Annotated in this window: 16 protein-coding genes; 9 read left to right on the forward strand and 7 right to left on the reverse strand. The window is 69.9% G+C overall.

All coding sequences use genetic code 11. The annotated features are described in order from the left end of the window. Window positions 1-106 precede the first annotated feature (106 nt). Window positions 107-757: an HAD family hydrolase gene (locus ACZ4TV_RS05695; RefSeq protein WP_468131032.1), complete on the reverse strand. Its 651-nt coding sequence runs from the start codon at window positions 755-757 to the stop codon at window positions 107-109. 155 nt (window positions 758-912) lie between these two features. On the opposite strand from ACZ4TV_RS05695, the gene ACZ4TV_RS05700 reads away from it, so the two are divergent. From ACZ4TV_RS05700 to ACZ4TV_RS05710, 3 genes are read left to right on the forward strand one after another with little or no spacing between them, the layout of a single operon-like run. Then, window positions 913-1,806, forward strand: a complete 894-nt coding sequence (locus tag ACZ4TV_RS05700) for a GNAT family N-acetyltransferase (RefSeq protein WP_468131034.1) — start codon at window positions 913-915, stop codon at window positions 1,804-1,806. 16 nt (window positions 1,807-1,822) lie between these two features. Further along, window positions 1,823-2,284 (forward strand): GNAT family N-acetyltransferase, encoded by a 462-nt coding sequence (locus ACZ4TV_RS05705; RefSeq protein WP_468131036.1) that lies wholly within the window; start codon window positions 1,823-1,825, stop codon window positions 2,282-2,284. A 54-nt stretch (window positions 2,285-2,338) separates the two neighbouring features. Then, window positions 2,339-3,514: a winged helix DNA-binding domain-containing protein gene (locus ACZ4TV_RS05710; RefSeq protein WP_468131038.1), complete on the forward strand. Its 1,176-nt coding sequence runs from the start codon at window positions 2,339-2,341 to the stop codon at window positions 3,512-3,514. 24 nt (window positions 3,515-3,538) lie between these two features. Here the strand turns inward: ACZ4TV_RS05710 and ACZ4TV_RS05715 are convergent, their stop codons facing one another. Next, window positions 3,539-4,924 (reverse strand): serine hydrolase domain-containing protein, encoded by a 1,386-nt coding sequence (locus tag ACZ4TV_RS05715; RefSeq protein ID WP_468131040.1) that lies wholly within the window; start codon window positions 4,922-4,924, stop codon window positions 3,539-3,541. A 167-nt stretch (window positions 4,925-5,091) separates the two neighbouring features. Between ACZ4TV_RS05715 and ACZ4TV_RS05720 the strand changes: the two genes are divergently transcribed. Continuing rightward, window positions 5,092-5,901: an alpha/beta fold hydrolase gene (locus ACZ4TV_RS05720; protein ID WP_468131042.1), complete on the forward strand. Its 810-nt coding sequence runs from the start codon at window positions 5,092-5,094 to the stop codon at window positions 5,899-5,901. A 23-nt stretch (window positions 5,902-5,924) separates the two neighbouring features. After that, window positions 5,925-6,815: a helix-turn-helix domain-containing protein gene (locus ACZ4TV_RS05725; protein WP_468131044.1), complete on the forward strand. Its 891-nt coding sequence runs from the start codon at window positions 5,925-5,927 to the stop codon at window positions 6,813-6,815. A gap of 55 nt (window positions 6,816-6,870) precedes the next feature. Here ACZ4TV_RS05725 and dnaB read toward each other — a convergent pair whose 3' ends face one another. Further along, entirely contained in the window at window positions 6,871-8,334 is a 1,464-nt protein-coding gene (dnaB, locus tag ACZ4TV_RS05730) for a replicative DNA helicase (RefSeq protein ID WP_468131454.1), read from the reverse strand. A gap of 452 nt (window positions 8,335-8,786) precedes the next feature. On the opposite strand from dnaB, the gene ACZ4TV_RS05735 reads away from it, so the two are divergent. Next, a complete protein-coding gene (locus tag ACZ4TV_RS05735) occupies window positions 8,787-10,124 on the forward strand; it encodes an MATE family efflux transporter (protein WP_468131046.1) in 1,338 nt (445 codons plus the stop codon). Between the two features lie 173 nt (window positions 10,125-10,297). On the opposite strand, the gene rplI is transcribed toward ACZ4TV_RS05735, so the two are convergent. The 4 genes from rplI to rpsF all read right to left on the reverse strand — a co-directional run bounded on the left by rplI (window position 10,298) and on the right by rpsF (window position 12,002). Then, on the reverse strand, window positions 10,298-10,744 hold the full coding sequence (gene rplI / locus ACZ4TV_RS05740; RefSeq protein WP_468131048.1) for a 50S ribosomal protein L9: 447 nt from the start codon (window positions 10,742-10,744) through the stop codon (window positions 10,298-10,300). Window positions 10,745-10,762: 18 nt separating this feature from the next. Further along, window positions 10,763-10,999, reverse strand: coding sequence for a 30S ribosomal protein S18 (gene rpsR, locus ACZ4TV_RS05745; protein WP_005315025.1), 237 nt, complete (start codon window positions 10,997-10,999; stop codon window positions 10,763-10,765). Between the two features lie 43 nt (window positions 11,000-11,042). After that, entirely contained in the window at window positions 11,043-11,639 is a 597-nt protein-coding gene (locus ACZ4TV_RS05750; protein WP_468131050.1) for a single-stranded DNA-binding protein, read from the reverse strand. A 72-nt stretch (window positions 11,640-11,711) separates the two neighbouring features. Then, window positions 11,712-12,002: a 30S ribosomal protein S6 gene (rpsF, locus tag ACZ4TV_RS05755; protein WP_004950685.1), complete on the reverse strand. Its 291-nt coding sequence runs from the start codon at window positions 12,000-12,002 to the stop codon at window positions 11,712-11,714. 250 nt (window positions 12,003-12,252) lie between these two features. On the opposite strand from rpsF, the gene ACZ4TV_RS05760 reads away from it, so the two are divergent. From ACZ4TV_RS05760 to ACZ4TV_RS05770, 3 genes are all read left to right on the forward strand, one after another. Further along, window positions 12,253-12,567 carry a hypothetical protein gene (locus ACZ4TV_RS05760; protein WP_468131052.1) on the forward strand — a complete coding sequence of 105 codons (315 nt, stop codon included), beginning with the start codon at window positions 12,253-12,255 and terminating at the stop codon, window positions 12,565-12,567. 133 nt (window positions 12,568-12,700) lie between these two features. Next, the gene (locus tag ACZ4TV_RS05765) at window positions 12,701-13,819 is read left to right on the forward strand and encodes a lipid II:glycine glycyltransferase FemX (RefSeq protein ID WP_468131054.1); all 1,119 of its coding nucleotides are present in this window, start codon (window positions 12,701-12,703) and stop codon (window positions 13,817-13,819) included. 77 nt (window positions 13,820-13,896) lie between these two features. Then, window positions 13,897-14,928 (forward strand): alanine racemase, encoded by a 1,032-nt coding sequence (locus ACZ4TV_RS05770; protein WP_468131056.1) that lies wholly within the window; start codon window positions 13,897-13,899, stop codon window positions 14,926-14,928. Window positions 14,929-14,934: the final 6 nt, after the last annotated feature.

The following is a 14,934-nucleotide window of genomic DNA, read 5'->3' on the forward strand; positions in this document are numbered from 1 at the left end:
ACACGCCACGGCCTTGAATCCGTGGTTCCGGGTTTCACAGCGTGCCAGCCGGTCCATAGGGCTGCGGGGGAATGCGGAAAATCCGGGTTTCGAACCCACTTTCCTCCTAAGATGCGTCAACTCCCGGGCGCGCCATCGTCACGAGCTGGTAGGCCTCCCGCAAGTCCCGGCCCTCATAGACGTGGGTAGCGCGCGCTGCCAGATACGGCCGCGCGTTGACCGCCACCGAGACCGGCACCGCCTCGAAGAGCATCGCGTCGGTCACCGAATCCCCGTACGCGACACAGTCGTCCAGGCTCACACCGAACTGCGCGCACAGCCGGTCCGCCACCGTGACCTTGCCCTCGGGTGTCAGGATCCCGGCTTCCTCCACGGGCCTGGTGAACGGCACCTCCGGGAAGACCGACCCGTGCGCGGCATGCGCGCCCCACTCCAGCAGCAGCTCCACGAAGAAGGACGGCGACAAGGAGATCACCGCACAGTAGTCCCCGCGCTCCCGGATCTCCTGCCACACGTCCCGGATGCCCGTGAGCCAAGGGGCTCCGTCGAACGCCGCCCGGACGTGCGCGGGCGTCAGTTCGGCCCAGAGCGCGTGCGCTGCCACCGAGAACTGATGCGGCCCGATCTCCTGCGCGCCGAAGGCCCGTTCCAGTGCGGCGATCTCGGTGCTGAGTCCGAGCTGGCGGGAGATCTCAACCGGCGCCGCCGAGCCGTACATCAGCGTGCCGTCGAGGTCGAAGAGGTGCAGGACAGTCATAGCCATCGAGGCTAGTGGCTCCGTTTCACGTGAAACACCGTGTTTCACGTGAAACATCTTCGGCGGCCGCTGTAGGAAAGTACCCCTTGTTTCACGTGAAACATCCGCGCCCGAATCCCCTGGACGGCTCCCGGTCGATGATCCAGTCTGAGTCGGTGACACCACCACACATCACCGATCTGCCGATCCGAGCGCTGACCGTGGACGATCTCCGCCGCTGCGCCGACCTGTCCGAAGACCGCGGCTGGCTGCGCGAGGACCACAAGTGGGGATTGCTCCTCGCCGCCGGAGACGGCTATGGCGTCGATGCCCCGGACGGCCAGGGACTCGCGGCCGTCTGCGTCGTCACCCGGTACGGCACCACTCATGCCGGACCGGAGCTCGCCGCCATCGGGATGGTCCTCGTGGCCGACCGCTACGCCCGCCAGGGATTGGGTCGCCGTCTGATGACCCACGTCTGCGACGGCGTACTCAAGGGCGTCCCCCTCACCCTCCACGCCACTCCCTACGGACGCCCCCTGTACGAGGAGCTCGGCTTCGAGACCACGGGCCGCGCCGAGATGCTGAAGGGCGTCTTCCGGCCCGAGGGCGCCGCCGACGCGTACGGCACTCCCAGGGTCCGGCCCGCCACCGCCGAGGACCTGCCGCGCATCCTGCGTCTGGACGCCGAGGTCTTCGGCACCGACCGCACGCACATGATCACCCGGCTGCCCGCCTTCGCCGATCAGCTGATGGTCGCCGAAGACCCCGCCGGAGACGGCACGCTCACGGGCTACGCCGCGGCCTGGCCCAACATGGACACCCATGTCATCGGTCCGCTGATCGCCCATGACACCGCTACCGCCCAGTCGCTGATCACCGCGCTCGCCCTGGGCACCGACCGGGCGCTGCGCACCGACGTCGACGTACGGCACGAGGAGCTCCTCGCCTGGCTCAAGGAGCGCGGCCTGGAATCCGTGGCCTTCAACGCCGTCATGACCCGTGACGTCCCCGACCTGCCCGGCGACTGGACCCGCCGCTGGGCGCCCCTGACCGTGGCCGCGGGCTGAGAGAGGAAGACCCCTCGTGACCGACACCTCCGAGCTGGCGATCCGGCCCGCCACCGAGGCCGATCTGCCCGCCATCGTCGCCATGTTGGCCGACGACCCGCTCGGCGCCACCCGCGAGTCCCCGGAGGACCTCACCCCGTACCTCGCGGCCCTGAGGCGCCTCACCGACGACCCGAATCAGCACGTGGTCGTCGCCGTCCGCGCGGGCCGTGTCGTGGGCACCCTCCAGCTGACGATCGTCCCCGGCCTCTCCCGCAAGGGAGCCACCCGCTCCGTCATCGAGGGCGTCCGCGTCCATGCGGACGAGCGCGGCAGCGGGCTGGGCACCCGGTTCGTCGAATGGGCAGTCGAGAAGTCCCGTAGCGAGAAGTGCGGCCTCGTGCAGCTGACTTCGGACGGGACGCGGACCGACGCCCACCGCTTCTACGAGCGGCTCGGGTTCACCGCCTCCCACGTCGGGTTCAAGCTGCAGCTCTGACCGGCCGGCGGCAGGCCGGGCCGCGTGCCGGCGGCCCGGCCTACGATCGGGAGGATGAGCCCCCTCCTCCCCCTCGTCACCACCGCCGAGCGCCGCCACCGGCTCGGCCGACGCCACCGCTTGGCTCCCTCGGCCCGCGCCACCACCGTGGCCGAGGCGGCGGACTCCGTCGTCGCCCTGCACGCCACCGACGCCGCGACCATCTTCCTCTCCGCCCGCGCCCGGCTCACCGAAGGCGGCCCCGAGGCGGTCGAGCGAGCGCTCTACGAGGACGTCAGCCTCGTGCGGCTGCTCAGCATGCGCAACACGCTCTTCGCGGTCTCGGCGGAACTCGCCCCGTACGTCGACGCCTCGACCGCCCGGGCCATCGCCGTCAAGGAGCGCCGCACCCTCCTCAAACACCTCGACGAGGACGGGCAGGGACTCGACGCCGAGTGGCTGGCCCGGGCCGAGGCCGCCGCGCTCGACGCACTCGACGCCCTCGGCCCCGCCACGGGCAGCCAGTTGTCCGCCGTCGTGCCCGCCCTGCGGCAGAAGCTCACGGTCGGCCGGGGCAAGAAGTACGAGACGCACACCGGTGTCGCCACGCGTGTCATCCGCCTGCTGGCCGCCGAGGGCCGGATCCGCCGCGCGCGGCCGCGTGGATCGTGGACCTCCAGCCAGTACCGCTGGGTGCACACCGAGCCCTGGCCCGCCGTACCCGCCGCCGAGGCCCGCGCGGAGATCGCCCGCCGATGGCTGCACGCGTACGGCCCCGCCACCGAGGCCGACCTCAAGTGGTGGACCGGCTGGACCCTCACGGACGCCCGCAAGGCCCTCGCCGCCGTGGGCCCCGACCAGGTCCGCCTCGAAGACGGCACCACCGCCCTCGTCAGTCCCGGGGACACCGCGCCCGAACCGGCCCCGGAGCCCTGGGCCGCGCTGCTGCCCGGCCTCGACCCGACCGGGATGGGCTGGGCAGACCGCGGTTTCCACCTCGACCCCGCCCACAGGGCCGCCCTCTTCGACTACGCCGGCAACATCGGCCCCACCGTGTGGTGGAACGGCGAGATCGTCGGCGGCTGGGCCCAGCGCTCCGACGGCGAGGTGGTCTGGCGGCTGCTCGCCGGCCCCGGCCGCACCGCCGAGAAGGCGATCGCCGCCGAGGCCGCCCGCCTCGCCGCATGGGTGGGCGACGCCCGGATCACCCCGCGCTTCCGAACCCCGCTGGAGCGCGAACTCGTCGCCTGAGCCGGGCCAGGAAGCCCTGAACCGTCAGCCGATGCCCCGCCAGCCCTCTGGGTCCACCCCGCCGGGCACCGGGGCCTGGGCGTCGTACGGCTCACGTGTGAACACGAAGGACGCCAGATCGAGGTGGCTGACCGACCCGTCCTCGCGACGCACCGCCCGCAGCGTCTCACCGGCGTAGTAGCCGGACAGCCCGGTCCAGCTGCCGTCCGGCTCGGCCCGGAAACGGGCCGTACGCCCGGTCCCGCCCACCGGCCCCAGCTCCAGTGACCCGTCCGCCGCCAGCCGCACCACGTGCGCCGAAGTCCCCCAGTACCAGGGGCCGCACAGCTCCAGCGGCACGTGATCCGACTCCAGGAAGGGCCGCCACGGCTGCGGGAACCGCGGCTCGGCATCCGCCACGATCCCGACGAGGTCCACGGCCACCGCCGTCGCCGCGAGCCCCGAGGTGCAGTTCGCCAGCACCACCGCCGCCACGTCGTCCGCCTCGCTCAGCCACAGCCCCGCGACGAACCCCGGCAGCGATCCGCTGTGCCCCGCGAGCCTTCGTGCGCCGTCGGCCGTCAGCTGCATCCCCAGCCCGTAACCGAGATCGGCGAAACCGGGCTCGGGGGGCGCTGCCGGCGTACGCATATCCCGTACGGACTCGGCGCTCAGGACCCGCTCGTCACCGCGCAGCAGGAAGTCGGCGAACCGTGCCAGGTCGCGGGTCGTGGACCACAGCTGACCGGCCGGGGCCATCAGCCCCAGGTCCTCCAACGGCTCGGGCATCATCACGTCCGCCCACGGATGCACCGCCCAGCCGCCCGCGTGCGGGGCCTGCGGCTGTCCACTCGTGCGGTCCAGCCCCAGGGGTTCCAGCACCTCGGTCCGCAGGGCCTCTTCCCACGGCATTCCGCGCAGCGTCCCGACCAGCGAACCCAGCAGGGTGTAACCCGGGTTGGAGTAGTGGTGCCTGCTTCCCGGCGTGAGCCTGAACGGGTCCTCGCCCAGTACGTCGGCGAGCTCGGGCCGCATGTCGCCGGGGGTGCGCTCCCACCACTCGCCGGGCGTCTCCGCCCCCAACCCGCCGGTGTGAGCCAGCAACTGGCCGATGGTGACCTCGCCGGCGCCGGTCCCCGGCAGGTGCTTCTCCAGCGGATCCGCGAGCTCCAGCAGCCCCTCGTCCCGCAGGCGCATCACCAGAACGGCGGTGAAGGTCTTGCTGATCGACCCGATCCGGTACTGGACGTCCCCGTCCGGACCGTGTCCCTCGACCGAGGTCCGAGAGCCCTCCCAGACGACCTCACCTCCCCGCACGACGGCCGCCACCACGGACGGCGCCCGTCCTTCGCTCTGCGCGACGGCGATCCGGTGCCGGAGCGCACGTCTGGTGGCAGGGAGAAGTTCCACGTCCTCAGAAAACTCATCCATGATCGTGTAGGTACCACACCTTGGCGTATGTAGCGTCTGCCGATCTCAAACGGCCTGGCGTTCGCGGAAGTCCCGCTCGCCGTGGAGACGGAAGTCCTGGCGCTCGTCGGCCCCGTGACGACATTTGTACAAGACCGAGGGCCGGCAGCCCAGGCATCCTCCCGCGTATGGGTATCTACGACGGTAAGCACTTGCACGGGATGCACGTGGTCCACGACGGCCCGCGGGAGGCGCCGCCGCTAGTGCTCATCCACGGATCGGGGGCCTCGGGCAGCTCCTGGGGCCCGGTAGTGCCGGCACTGGCCAGCCGGTATCACGTCATCCGGATCGACCTCCCGGGCCACGGTCAGTCCCCGCCCGCGCCGTCGTACGACGTGCCTGAGCAGGCAGCCAGCCTGGCCGCGGCGCTCGATGAGCTCGGCCTTCGTCCGGTCACCGTGGCCGGGCACTCCAGCGGCGGATACATCGCCACCGCCCTCGCCGAACAGCGCCCGGACCTGGTGGGTTCGCTCGCACTGATCAGCAGTGGCCCGAGTCCCGACGCGCTCCTTCCGCAGCCGGTCCTCCTTCGGGTCCTGATCGACCCGCCGCTCGGCCCGCTTCTATGGAGAATCCGTTCCGACGCGATGCTCCGCCGGGGGGTGACCGCGGTGTGCAACCGCCCGGTGGACGTCCCGGACGACTTGGTCGCCGATGTACGGGGCATTGGCTACCGCACGTTCAGGACGGTGCTGCGCCAAAACGGCGCGTACATCGCCGAGAGGAGCGTACCCGCGCGCCTGACCGCACTCGACGTCCCGGTTCTGGTGATCTTCGGCGCTGCCGACCGCCGCTGGGATCCGTCTTCCGTGCACCACTACGAGACGGTGCCGAACGCGCGAGTCGAGCAGCTGCCCGACGTCGGGCACTTCCCCATGCTCGAAGCGCCGGAGGCGACCGGCGAGTTGCTGCTGCGCTTCGCAGCGACGGGCCGCTGACACCCATCGCCTAGCCTGGTGCTGTGAAGTCCACCGAATCACCACCTGACTGGGCGTCGGTGGAGGTCGCCGTGCCCCGGCAGCCGGGCCGGCTGCCGGGGGTCAGCATGGCTGGGTTCCGCCAACGTGCTCCGGCGCGCGTGGATATCGCTATGGTCGCGCACCCCTCGGTCACTCTGTTCGTGGACCTGAGCGACGGAGACAGCCTTGTCTACGACGTCCACGGCCGGCGCGAATGCGGCAGTACGGTCGTTGGACTGGTACCGGGCGACCTTCGGCTCGGAGGCCGGGCGGCCGGGGGGATCGAGTGCCTCCAGATCCGGTTGTCGCCGGTCCTGGCGGTTGCGGTGCTCGGCGCATCGACCGACCTCAGCGGGACGGTGGTCTCCCTGGAGGATGTCTGGGGCCGCGACGCCGGGCGAGCCGAAGAAAGGCTGCGGGCCGCCGCGTCGTGGGACGAGCGGTTCACAATCGCACTGGATGCCCTTGGCCGACGGATGAGCGCCCGCCCGTCGCTTGATCCAGAGGTGGCCGCTGCCTGGGGGATGATGCTCACCAGTCGGGGACGGGTGCGCGTCGACAGCCTGGCGAACGAGGTGGGATGGAGCCGTAAGCGCCTGTGGTCCCGCTTCCGGTCCCAGATCGGCCTCACCCCCAAGCACGCCGCCCGGCTGGTGCGCTTCGACCACGCCGCCCATCTCCTCGCGGCGGGTAACGCCGCCGCCCGCGTGGCGGCCGCAGGCGGCTACGTCGACCAGGCCCACCTCCACCGCGAGGTCAAAGCGTTCACCGGGGTGACACCCACCGCCGTAGCCGCTGCGCCGTGGCTCGCCATCGATGACGTCGCGTGGCCGACTTCGTTCGCGGACCTGACACCGTCGACGTCTCCCATCCGTCAGGTTCCGGCGAAGTGAGCTGAGGTCTTCGTGAGACTCGTCCACGGAATCTGAGATCCCACAGCGTACGTCGTTACGTGTTGGCCATGTCCACGAAGCGCGAATAGTGGCCCTGGAAGGCCACCGTGATCGTGGCCGTGGGGCCGTTACGGTGCTTCGCCACGATCAGGTCGGCCTCGCCCGCGCGGGGGGACTCCTTCTCGTACGCGTCCTCGCGGTGCAGCAGGATCACCATGTCCGCGTCCTGCTCGATCGAGCCCGATTCACGCAGGTCGGAGACCATCGGCTTCTTGTCGGTGCGCTGTTCCGGACCACGGTTGAGCTGAGAGAGCGCGATCACGGGGACCTCCAGCTCCTTCGCCAGCAGCTTGAGGTTTCGGGACATGTCCGAGACCTCCTGCTGGCGGCTCTCGGGACGGCGTGAGCCACCCGACTGCATCAGCTGGAGGTAGTCGATGACCACGAGCGAGAGGTCGTTGCGCTGCTTGAGCCGACGGCACTTGGCACGGATCTCCATCATCGACAGGTTGGGGGAGTCGTCGATGTAGAGCGGGGCGGCGGAGACGTCCGGCATCCGGCGGGCCAGCCGGGTCCAGTCGTCGTCCGTCATCGTGCCCGAGCGCATGTGGTGCAGCGCCACCCGGGCCTCCGCCGACAGCAGGCGCATGGCGATCTCGTTGCGTCCCATTTCGAGGGAGAAGATCACGCTCGGCAGGTTGCTCTTGATGGAGCAGGCCCGGGCGAAGTCCAGCGCGAGCGTGGACTTGCCCATGGCGGGGCGGGCGGCGATGACGATCATCTGGCCGGGGTGCAGGCCGTTGGTCAGCGAGTCCAGGTCCGTGAAGCCGGTGGGGACGCCCGACATCTGGCCGCTGCGCGAACCGATCGCCTCGATCTCGTCGAGGGCGCCCTCCATGATGTCGCCGAGCGGCAGGTAGTCCTCGGAGGTCCGCTGCTCGGTGACCGCGTAGATCTCGGCCTGGGCGCTGTTGACGATCTCGTCGACGTCGCCGTCGGCCGCGTATCCCATCTGCGTGATCTTCGTACCGGCGGCGACCAGGCGCCGCAGGACGGCTCTCTCGTGGACGATCTCCGCGTAGTACTCGGCGTTCGCCGCCGTCGGTACGGACTGGACCAGGGTGTGCAGGTACGAGGCCCCGCCGACCTTGCTGATCTCGCCGCGCCGGGTCAGCTCGGCGCCGACGGTGATCGGGTCGGCCGGCTCGCCCTTGGCGTAGAGGTCGAGGATGGCCTGGTAGATCGTCTCGTGCGAGGGCCGGTAGAAGTCGTGGCCCTTCAGGACCTCGACGACATCGGCGATGGCGTCCTTCGACAGCAGCATGCCGCCGAGCACGGACTGTTCGGCGTCGAGGTCCTGCGGCGGAACGCGCTCGAAGCCGCCACCGCCGCCGTCCCACGAGCCGCCCTCACGGCCCCGGTCGTGCTGTTCGTCCCCGCGGCCGCGACCTTCACCGTTGCGGCGCGAACGGGCGGGCAGACGGTCACCCGGACTGCTGTCGGCCCAGGGGTCGTCCATGGGCTCGGGCATGCTCACCGGGCCGCCTCCTCCCGTCCGCAAAGCGGACCTCGCCGTGTCACTCTTTCTACGACACGGCTCTGACATATGGGGCACCCGAGTCGGCTGTTGGCGAGCCGGGCAACGCACCACGGTAGGGCCGGGAGCGGCGTCAGCCAATCTGGTTATCCACAGGCTGTGTGGATGAGTTGTGGACGACGGCGCCAATGCTGTGGGTAAGTCGCCGGAAGCTGTGCACGGACCGGGGGACGACGCTGTGGACAAAATCACCTGACCCGCCCCTCCACCCCGGCTGACCTGCAACTTTCTTCTCCGAAGACCGTGGAAGAGAAAATTCTTGGCCACTGTCTCAAGATCGCCTCCAACGAGGTGGAAGGAACGCGCAAGTCAGCGCTACGGTAAGGATCTAAGCTGGGTTGCATCCATTACCTGTGGAAGATTAGATTGAGCGCATGACACAGGCCGTCGCAGCACCCAAGGCGAGGCCGGGACGGCACGACCGCGAGATATTCGCGCTCGCTGTGCCCGCCTTCGGCGCCCTCGTCGCCGAGCCCCTCTTCGTGATGGTCGACAGCGCCATCGTGGGACACCTCGGCACTCCCCAGCTGGCCGGCCTCGGCATCGCGGCCGCCCTGCTCACCACCGCCGTGAGCGTCTTCGTCTTCCTCGCCTACGCCACCACCGCGGCCGTCTCCCGCCGGGTCGGTGCGGGCGACCTGCAGGCGGCCATCCGGCAGGGCATGGACGGCATATGGCTCGCTCTCCTTCTGGGCGGGGCCGTCATCGCCGTGGTGCTGCCCGCGGCACCCTCGCTGATCTCCCTCTTCGGGGCCTCCGAGACCGTCGCCCCCTACGCGATCACCTACCTGCGGATCTCCGCTCTCGGCATTCCCGCCATGCTGATGGTCCTGGCCGCCACCGGCGTCATCCGCGGCCTCCAGGACACCCGCACCCCGCTCTACGTCGCCGTCGGCGGCTTCGCCCTCAACGCGGGCCTGAACGCCGCGCTCGTCTACGGTGCGGACCTCGGCATCGCCGGCTCCGCCTGGGGCACGGTCATCGCCCAGTGCGCCATGGCCGCCGCCTACCTCGTCGTGGTGGTGCGCGGAGCCCGGCGGCACGGCGCCTCGCTGCGCCCGGACACGGCGGGAATCCGGGCCTGTGCCCAGGCCGGGGCGCCCCTGCTGGTCCGTACCCTGTCCCTGCGGGCCATCCTGATGATCGCGACCGCCGTGGCCGCCCGGCTCGGCGACGCCGACATCGCCGCGCACCAGATACTGCTCTCCCTGTGGAGCCTGCTCGCCTTCGCTCTGGACGCCATCGCGATCGCCGGGCAGGCGATCATCGGCCGCTACCTGGGCGCAGGCGACACCGAGGGCGCCAAGGCCGTCTGCCGCCGCATGGTGCAGTGGGGAATCGTCTCGGGGGTCGTGCTCGGCCTGCTGGTCGTCCTGGCGCGCCCGGTGTTCATCCCGCTGTTCACCAGTGATCCGGCGGTCGAGGAAGCCCTGCTGCCCGCCCTGCTCGTCGTGGCCCTCGCGCAGCCCGTCTCCGGCATCGTCTTCGTGCTCGACGGCGTACTGATGGGCGCGGGCGACGGCCGCTACCTGGCCCGGGCCATGCTCCTGACGCTGGCCGCCTTCATCCCGGCCGCGCTGCTCGTCCCGGTCGCGGGCGGCGGCCTGACGACGCTCTGGTGGGCCATGACACTGATGATGCTGGTCCGGATGGCCACCCTCCAGCTGCGCGCCCACTCGGGCCGGTGGGTGATCGCGGGAGCCACGCGGTAGGCGGGTCGGGCCCGAACGGCACGACACCCTTCGGCATGTTTCACGTGAAACATGCACGGGTCACCCGACGTTTCACGTGAAACGTCGCCCTGGCCGACAGGTGAAGCGACGAGCGCCCGGCAACGGCGAAGGGCCGCACCCCAGCGGGGTGCGGCCCTTCACGTACGCAGCCCTTAGGCGGCGACGACCTCGATGCCCACGTTCGCGGCCACGTCGGCGTGCAGACGCACGGAGACCTGGTACGAACCGAGGGTCTTGATCGGGGAGCCCAGCTCGACGCGGCGCTTGTCGACCTTCGGGCCGCCCGAGGACTCGATCGCCGTGGCGATGTCGGCCGGGGTCACGGAACCGAAGAGACGACCGGCGTCACCCGCGCGGGTGGCCAGACGGACCTTCACACCCTCGAGCTTGGCCTTGACCTCGTTGGCCTGCTCGATGGTCGCGATCTCGTGGATCTTGCGGGCGCGGCGGATCTGCGCCACGTCCTTCTCGCCACCCTTGGTCCAGCGGATCGCGAAACCACGCGGGACCAGGTAGTTGCGAGCGTAACCGTCCTTGACGTCGACGACATCGCCGGCGGTACCGAGGCCAGAGACCTCGTGGGTCAGGATGATCTTCATTAGTCGGTCACCCTTTCCTTATCGCGCGGTGGACGTGTAGGGCAGCAGCGCCATCTCACGGCTGTTCTTCACGGCCGTGGCGACGTCACGCTGGTGCTGCGTGCAGTTGCCGGTAACGCGGCGGGCACGGATCTTGCCGCGGTCGGAAATGAACTTCCGCAGCATGTTCGTGTCCTTGTAGTCCACGTACGCGGTCTTGTCCTTGCAGAACGCGCAGACCTTCTTCTTAGGCTTGCGCACAGGCGGCTTCGCCATTGTGTCTCTCCTGTGTGATCAAGAAGTGGGGATGCGAGCTGCCCTAGAAGGGCGGCTCGTCCGAGTAGCCACCGCCGGAGCCGCCGGAGCTTCCGCCCCAGCCGCCCCCGCCGCCGCCCTGCTGCTGGCCACCGGCCGGCGCGCTGGACGCCCACGGGTCGTCGGAGGGAGCTCCGCCGCCCTGCGGGGCACCGGTGCTGGGGGCTCCGCCCCAGTTACCGCCGCCGCCGCCCTGCTGCTGACCGCCGCCGCCGTATCCACCCTGGCCGCCGCGACCGGTGGTCTTGGTGACCTTGGCCGTGGCGTTCTTCAGGCTGGGGCCGACTTCCTCGACGTCCAGCTCGTAGACCGTGCGCTTGACACCCTCACGGTCCTCGTACGACCGCTGCCTCAGCCGGCCCTGCACGATGACGCGCATGCCTCGCTGGAGGGACTCAGCGACGTTCTCCGCCGCCTGTCGCCACACCGAGCAGGTCAGGAACAGGCTCTCGCCGTCCTTCCACTCATTGGTCTGACGATCGAAGGTGCGGGGGGTGGACGCGACACGGAACTTCGCGACCGCCGCACCCGAGGGGGTGAAGCGCAGCTCGGGGTCGTCGACGAGATTGCCGACGACCGTGATGACGGTCTCGCCTGCCATGGATGAACCTCTCGGCGGGGATTGCTGCTGGGCTGCTGTGCTACTCGATCCCGATTACCGCTGAACCGAAGTTCAGTGGGTCTCGGGGCGAAGGACCTTGGTCCGGAGAACCGACTCGTTCAGGTTCATCTGTCGGTCAAGCTCCTTGACGACCGCAGGCTCGGCCTGGAGGTCGATGACCGAGTAGATGCCCTCGGGCTTCTTCTTGATCTCGTAAGCGAGACGACGACGGCCCCAGGTGTCGACCTTCTCGACCTTTCCGTTGCCCTCACGGACGACAGAAAGGAAGTTCTCGATCAGCGGGGAGACAGCGCGCTCCTCGAGATCGGGGTCGAGGATGACCATCACTTCGTAGTGACGCATGTGGAACCCACCTCCTTTGGACTCAGCGGCCACGGTCGTTCCGTGGCAGGAGGGTCGTGATGCGTGCGCACGGTGTCCGAGAGCAGACACCGCGCAGACCGTACAGACTACCTGCTCGACTCCTTCCGGTTGAAATCCGGCAGGAGGGGGCCACAATCTGTATCCATCGGGTGTGCTCGGTGCTATGTCCCGGATCCTCCGGAGGCGGGCCCCGCGCACCGCTCTGCTTCAGCCAGGAGGTGCCTTTCCGATGGCACAGGCAACGCGACCCAAGTCCTCGATCTCGCTCTTCTCGACCGACGGCAAGCCCCACCCGCTACAGGACACCCTGCTGGCGGTCACCCTGGTCCTCGGCGCCGTGGCGTTCGTCACGGGGTTCTTCCACCACCTGCACCTGCTCAGCTCGTGGACCGGGCTGATCGGAATCCTGACCGGCGCGTACGGGCAGTTCATCTCCGTCACGACACGCGAGCGCTTCGCACTGATCATCGGCCTTGGCGCAGCAGCCATCGGCTTCTTCCTCGGAATGGCGCACGGCGGCCTTTTCGGGGGCTGGCTGGGCTGACCGGGGGACCTCCGCGGCAGGGCGCCGGCCGCGCACCGGCCCGGGCCCCCGGCCCGTCCCCCAGATGGGTGGCGCCCTTGTCGCAGTAGGCTTCGCGCCATAGCCAGCGAAGCCGCCGGAGGAGACGCCCCGCATGAGCCTGTCCCTGAGGACCATCAGCCGAGAGCAGCATCTGGGTTACCTCCAGAGCCTGCCCTCGGCGAGCCACTGCCAGGTCCCGGCGTGGGCCGACGTGAAGAACGAGTGGCGTTCGGAGAACCTGGGATGGTTCAACGAGTCCGAAGAACTCGTCGGCGCGGCCCTCGTCCTGTACCGACAGCTGCCCAAGGTGAAGCGGTACCTCGCGTACCTTCCCGAGGGCCCGGTCATCAACTGGTACGCCCCGAACCTGGAGGAGTGGCTCCAGCCGATGCTGGCCCACCTCAAGCAACAGGGCGCCTTCACCGTGAAGATGGGCCCGCCCGTCGTCATCCGCCGCTGGAACTCGACCGCCATCAAGGCCGGCATCCAGGACCCCGACGTCAAGCGTCTACGCGACGTGGAGGCCTCGGTCATCGAGCCCCGCGCCTTCGAGGTGTCCGACAAGCTGCGCCGCATGGGCTGGCAGCAGGCCGAGGACGGCGGCGCCGGCTTCGGCGACGTCCAGCCCCGCTACGTCTTCCAGGTACCGCTGGCCAACCGCTCGCTGGACGACGTCCTCAAGGGCTTCAACCAGCTGTGGCGCCGCAACATCAAGAAGGCCGAGAAGGCCGGCGTCGAGGTCGTCCAGGGCGGCTACGACGACCTGCCGACCTGGCAGCACCTGTACGAGATCACGGCCGAGCGCGACAAGTTCCGCCCGCGCCCGCTCAGCTACTTCCAGCGCCAGTGGACGGCCCTCAACTCCGAGGACCCCAACCGGATGCGCCTCTACATCGCGACGCACGAGGGGGAGCCGCTGGCCGCCGCCACGATGCTCACCGTCGGCCAGCACGTCTGGTACTCCTACGGTGCCTCCGCCAACCACAAGCGCGAGGTCCGGCCGTCGAACGCGATGCAGTGGCGCATGCTGCGCGACTCGTACGCGCTCGGCGCGAGCGTCTACGACCTGCGCGGCATCTCTGACACGCTGGACGAGAACGACCACCTGTTCGGTCTGATCCAGTTCAAGGTCGGCACGGGCGGCGAGGCCGTGGAGTACGTCGGCGAGTGGGACTTCCCCCTCAACAAGGTCCTGCACAAGGCACTCGACATCTACATGTCGCGCCGCTGACCCGATCCCCACCCCGCCCCATCCACATACACAACACCGCTGCACACGCAGCTTCTCAGGAGAGGTTCCGGACGGGCATGGCGCTCACGCTCTACGTCGACACCGCGCGCTGGCGTGCGCACCAGAAGCAGATCCAGGACCAGTTCCCCGGAATGATCCCGGTCTGCAAGGGCAACGGCTACGGCTTCGGCCACGAGCGGCTGTGCGAGGAGGCGACCCGGATGGGCGCCGACGTGCTCGCCGTCGGGACGACGTACGAGGCCGCGAGCATCAAGGACTGGTTCGGCGGCGACCTGCTCGTCCTCACCCCGTTCCGGCGGGGCGAGGAGCCGGTACCGCTGCCGGACCGGGTCATCCGATCGGTGTCCTCGCTGGAGGGGGTGCGCGGCCTGGTCGGCGCCCGTGTGGTCATCGAGTGCATGAGCTCGATGCGCCGTCACGGAATCTCCGAGCAGGACCTCGGCCAGCTGCACGGGGCCATAGAGGACGTCCGGCTGGAGGGCTTCGCCCTGCACCTGCCGCTGGACCGCCCCGACGGCTCGGACGCCGTCGAGGAGGTCATCGGCTGGATGGACCGGCTGCGCGCGGCCCGGCTGCCGCTGCACACCATGTTCGTCAGCCACCTGCGGGCACAGGAGCTGGCACGGCTCCAGCAGCAGTTCCCGCAGACCCGCTTCCGGGCCCGCATCGGCACCCGGCTGTGGCTGGGCGACCACGATGCGACCGAGTACCGCGGCGCGGTCCTCGACGTCACGCGCGTGGCCAAGGGCGACCGGTTCGGCTACCGCCAGCAGAAGGCCGCCTCCGACGGCTGGCTGGTCGTGGTCGCCGGCGGCACCTCGCACGGGGTGGGCCTGGAGGCCCCCAAGGCGCTCCACGGCGTGATGCCGCGCGCCAAGGGCGTCGCCCGGGCGGGCCTGGCCACGGTCAACCGGAACCTGTCGCCCTTCGTGTGGGCGGGCAAGCAGCGCTGGTTCGCGGAGCCTCCGCACATGCAGGTCTCGATCCTGTTCGTCCCCTCGGACGCGACCGAGCCGAAGGTCGGCGACGAGCTCGTGGCGCACCTGCGCCACACCACCACGCAGTTCGACCGGGTGCTCGACGCCTGAGCCGGC

This window comes from Streptomyces sp. NPDC028910, from assembly GCF_055564955.1.

Bases quoted from the DNA above. Each gene is read 5' to 3' on its own strand.
- ACZ4TV_RS05695 (WP_468131032.1), bottom strand. From the start codon at position 757: ATGACTGTCCTGCACCTCTTCGACCTCGACGGCACGCTGATGTACGGC.
- ACZ4TV_RS05710 (WP_468131038.1), top strand. From the start codon at position 2,339: ATGAGCCCCCTCCTCCCCCTCGTCACCACCGCCGAGCGCCGCCACCGG.
- ACZ4TV_RS05715 (WP_468131040.1), bottom strand. From the start codon at position 4,924: ATGGATGAGTTTTCTGAGGACGTGGAACTTCTCCCTGCCACCAGACGT.
- ACZ4TV_RS05720 (WP_468131042.1), top strand. From the start codon at position 5,092: ATGGGTATCTACGACGGTAAGCACTTGCACGGGATGCACGTGGTCCAC.
- dnaB (WP_468131454.1), bottom strand. From the start codon at position 8,334: ATGGACGACCCCTGGGCCGACAGCAGTCCGGGTGACCGTCTGCCCGCC.
- ACZ4TV_RS05735 (WP_468131046.1), top strand. From the start codon at position 8,787: ATGACACAGGCCGTCGCAGCACCCAAGGCGAGGCCGGGACGGCACGAC.
- rplI (WP_468131048.1), bottom strand. From the start codon at position 10,744: ATGAAGATCATCCTGACCCACGAGGTCTCTGGCCTCGGTACCGCCGGC.
- rpsR (WP_005315025.1), bottom strand. From the start codon at position 10,999: ATGGCGAAGCCGCCTGTGCGCAAGCCTAAGAAGAAGGTCTGCGCGTTC.
- ACZ4TV_RS05750 (WP_468131050.1), bottom strand. From the start codon at position 11,639: ATGGCAGGCGAGACCGTCATCACGGTCGTCGGCAATCTCGTCGACGAC.
- rpsF (WP_004950685.1), bottom strand. From the start codon at position 12,002: ATGCGTCACTACGAAGTGATGGTCATCCTCGACCCCGATCTCGAGGAG.
- ACZ4TV_RS05760 (WP_468131052.1), top strand. From the start codon at position 12,253: ATGGCACAGGCAACGCGACCCAAGTCCTCGATCTCGCTCTTCTCGACC.
- ACZ4TV_RS05765 (WP_468131054.1), top strand. From the start codon at position 12,701: ATGAGCCTGTCCCTGAGGACCATCAGCCGAGAGCAGCATCTGGGTTAC.
- ACZ4TV_RS05770 (WP_468131056.1), top strand. From the start codon at position 13,897: ATGGCGCTCACGCTCTACGTCGACACCGCGCGCTGGCGTGCGCACCAG.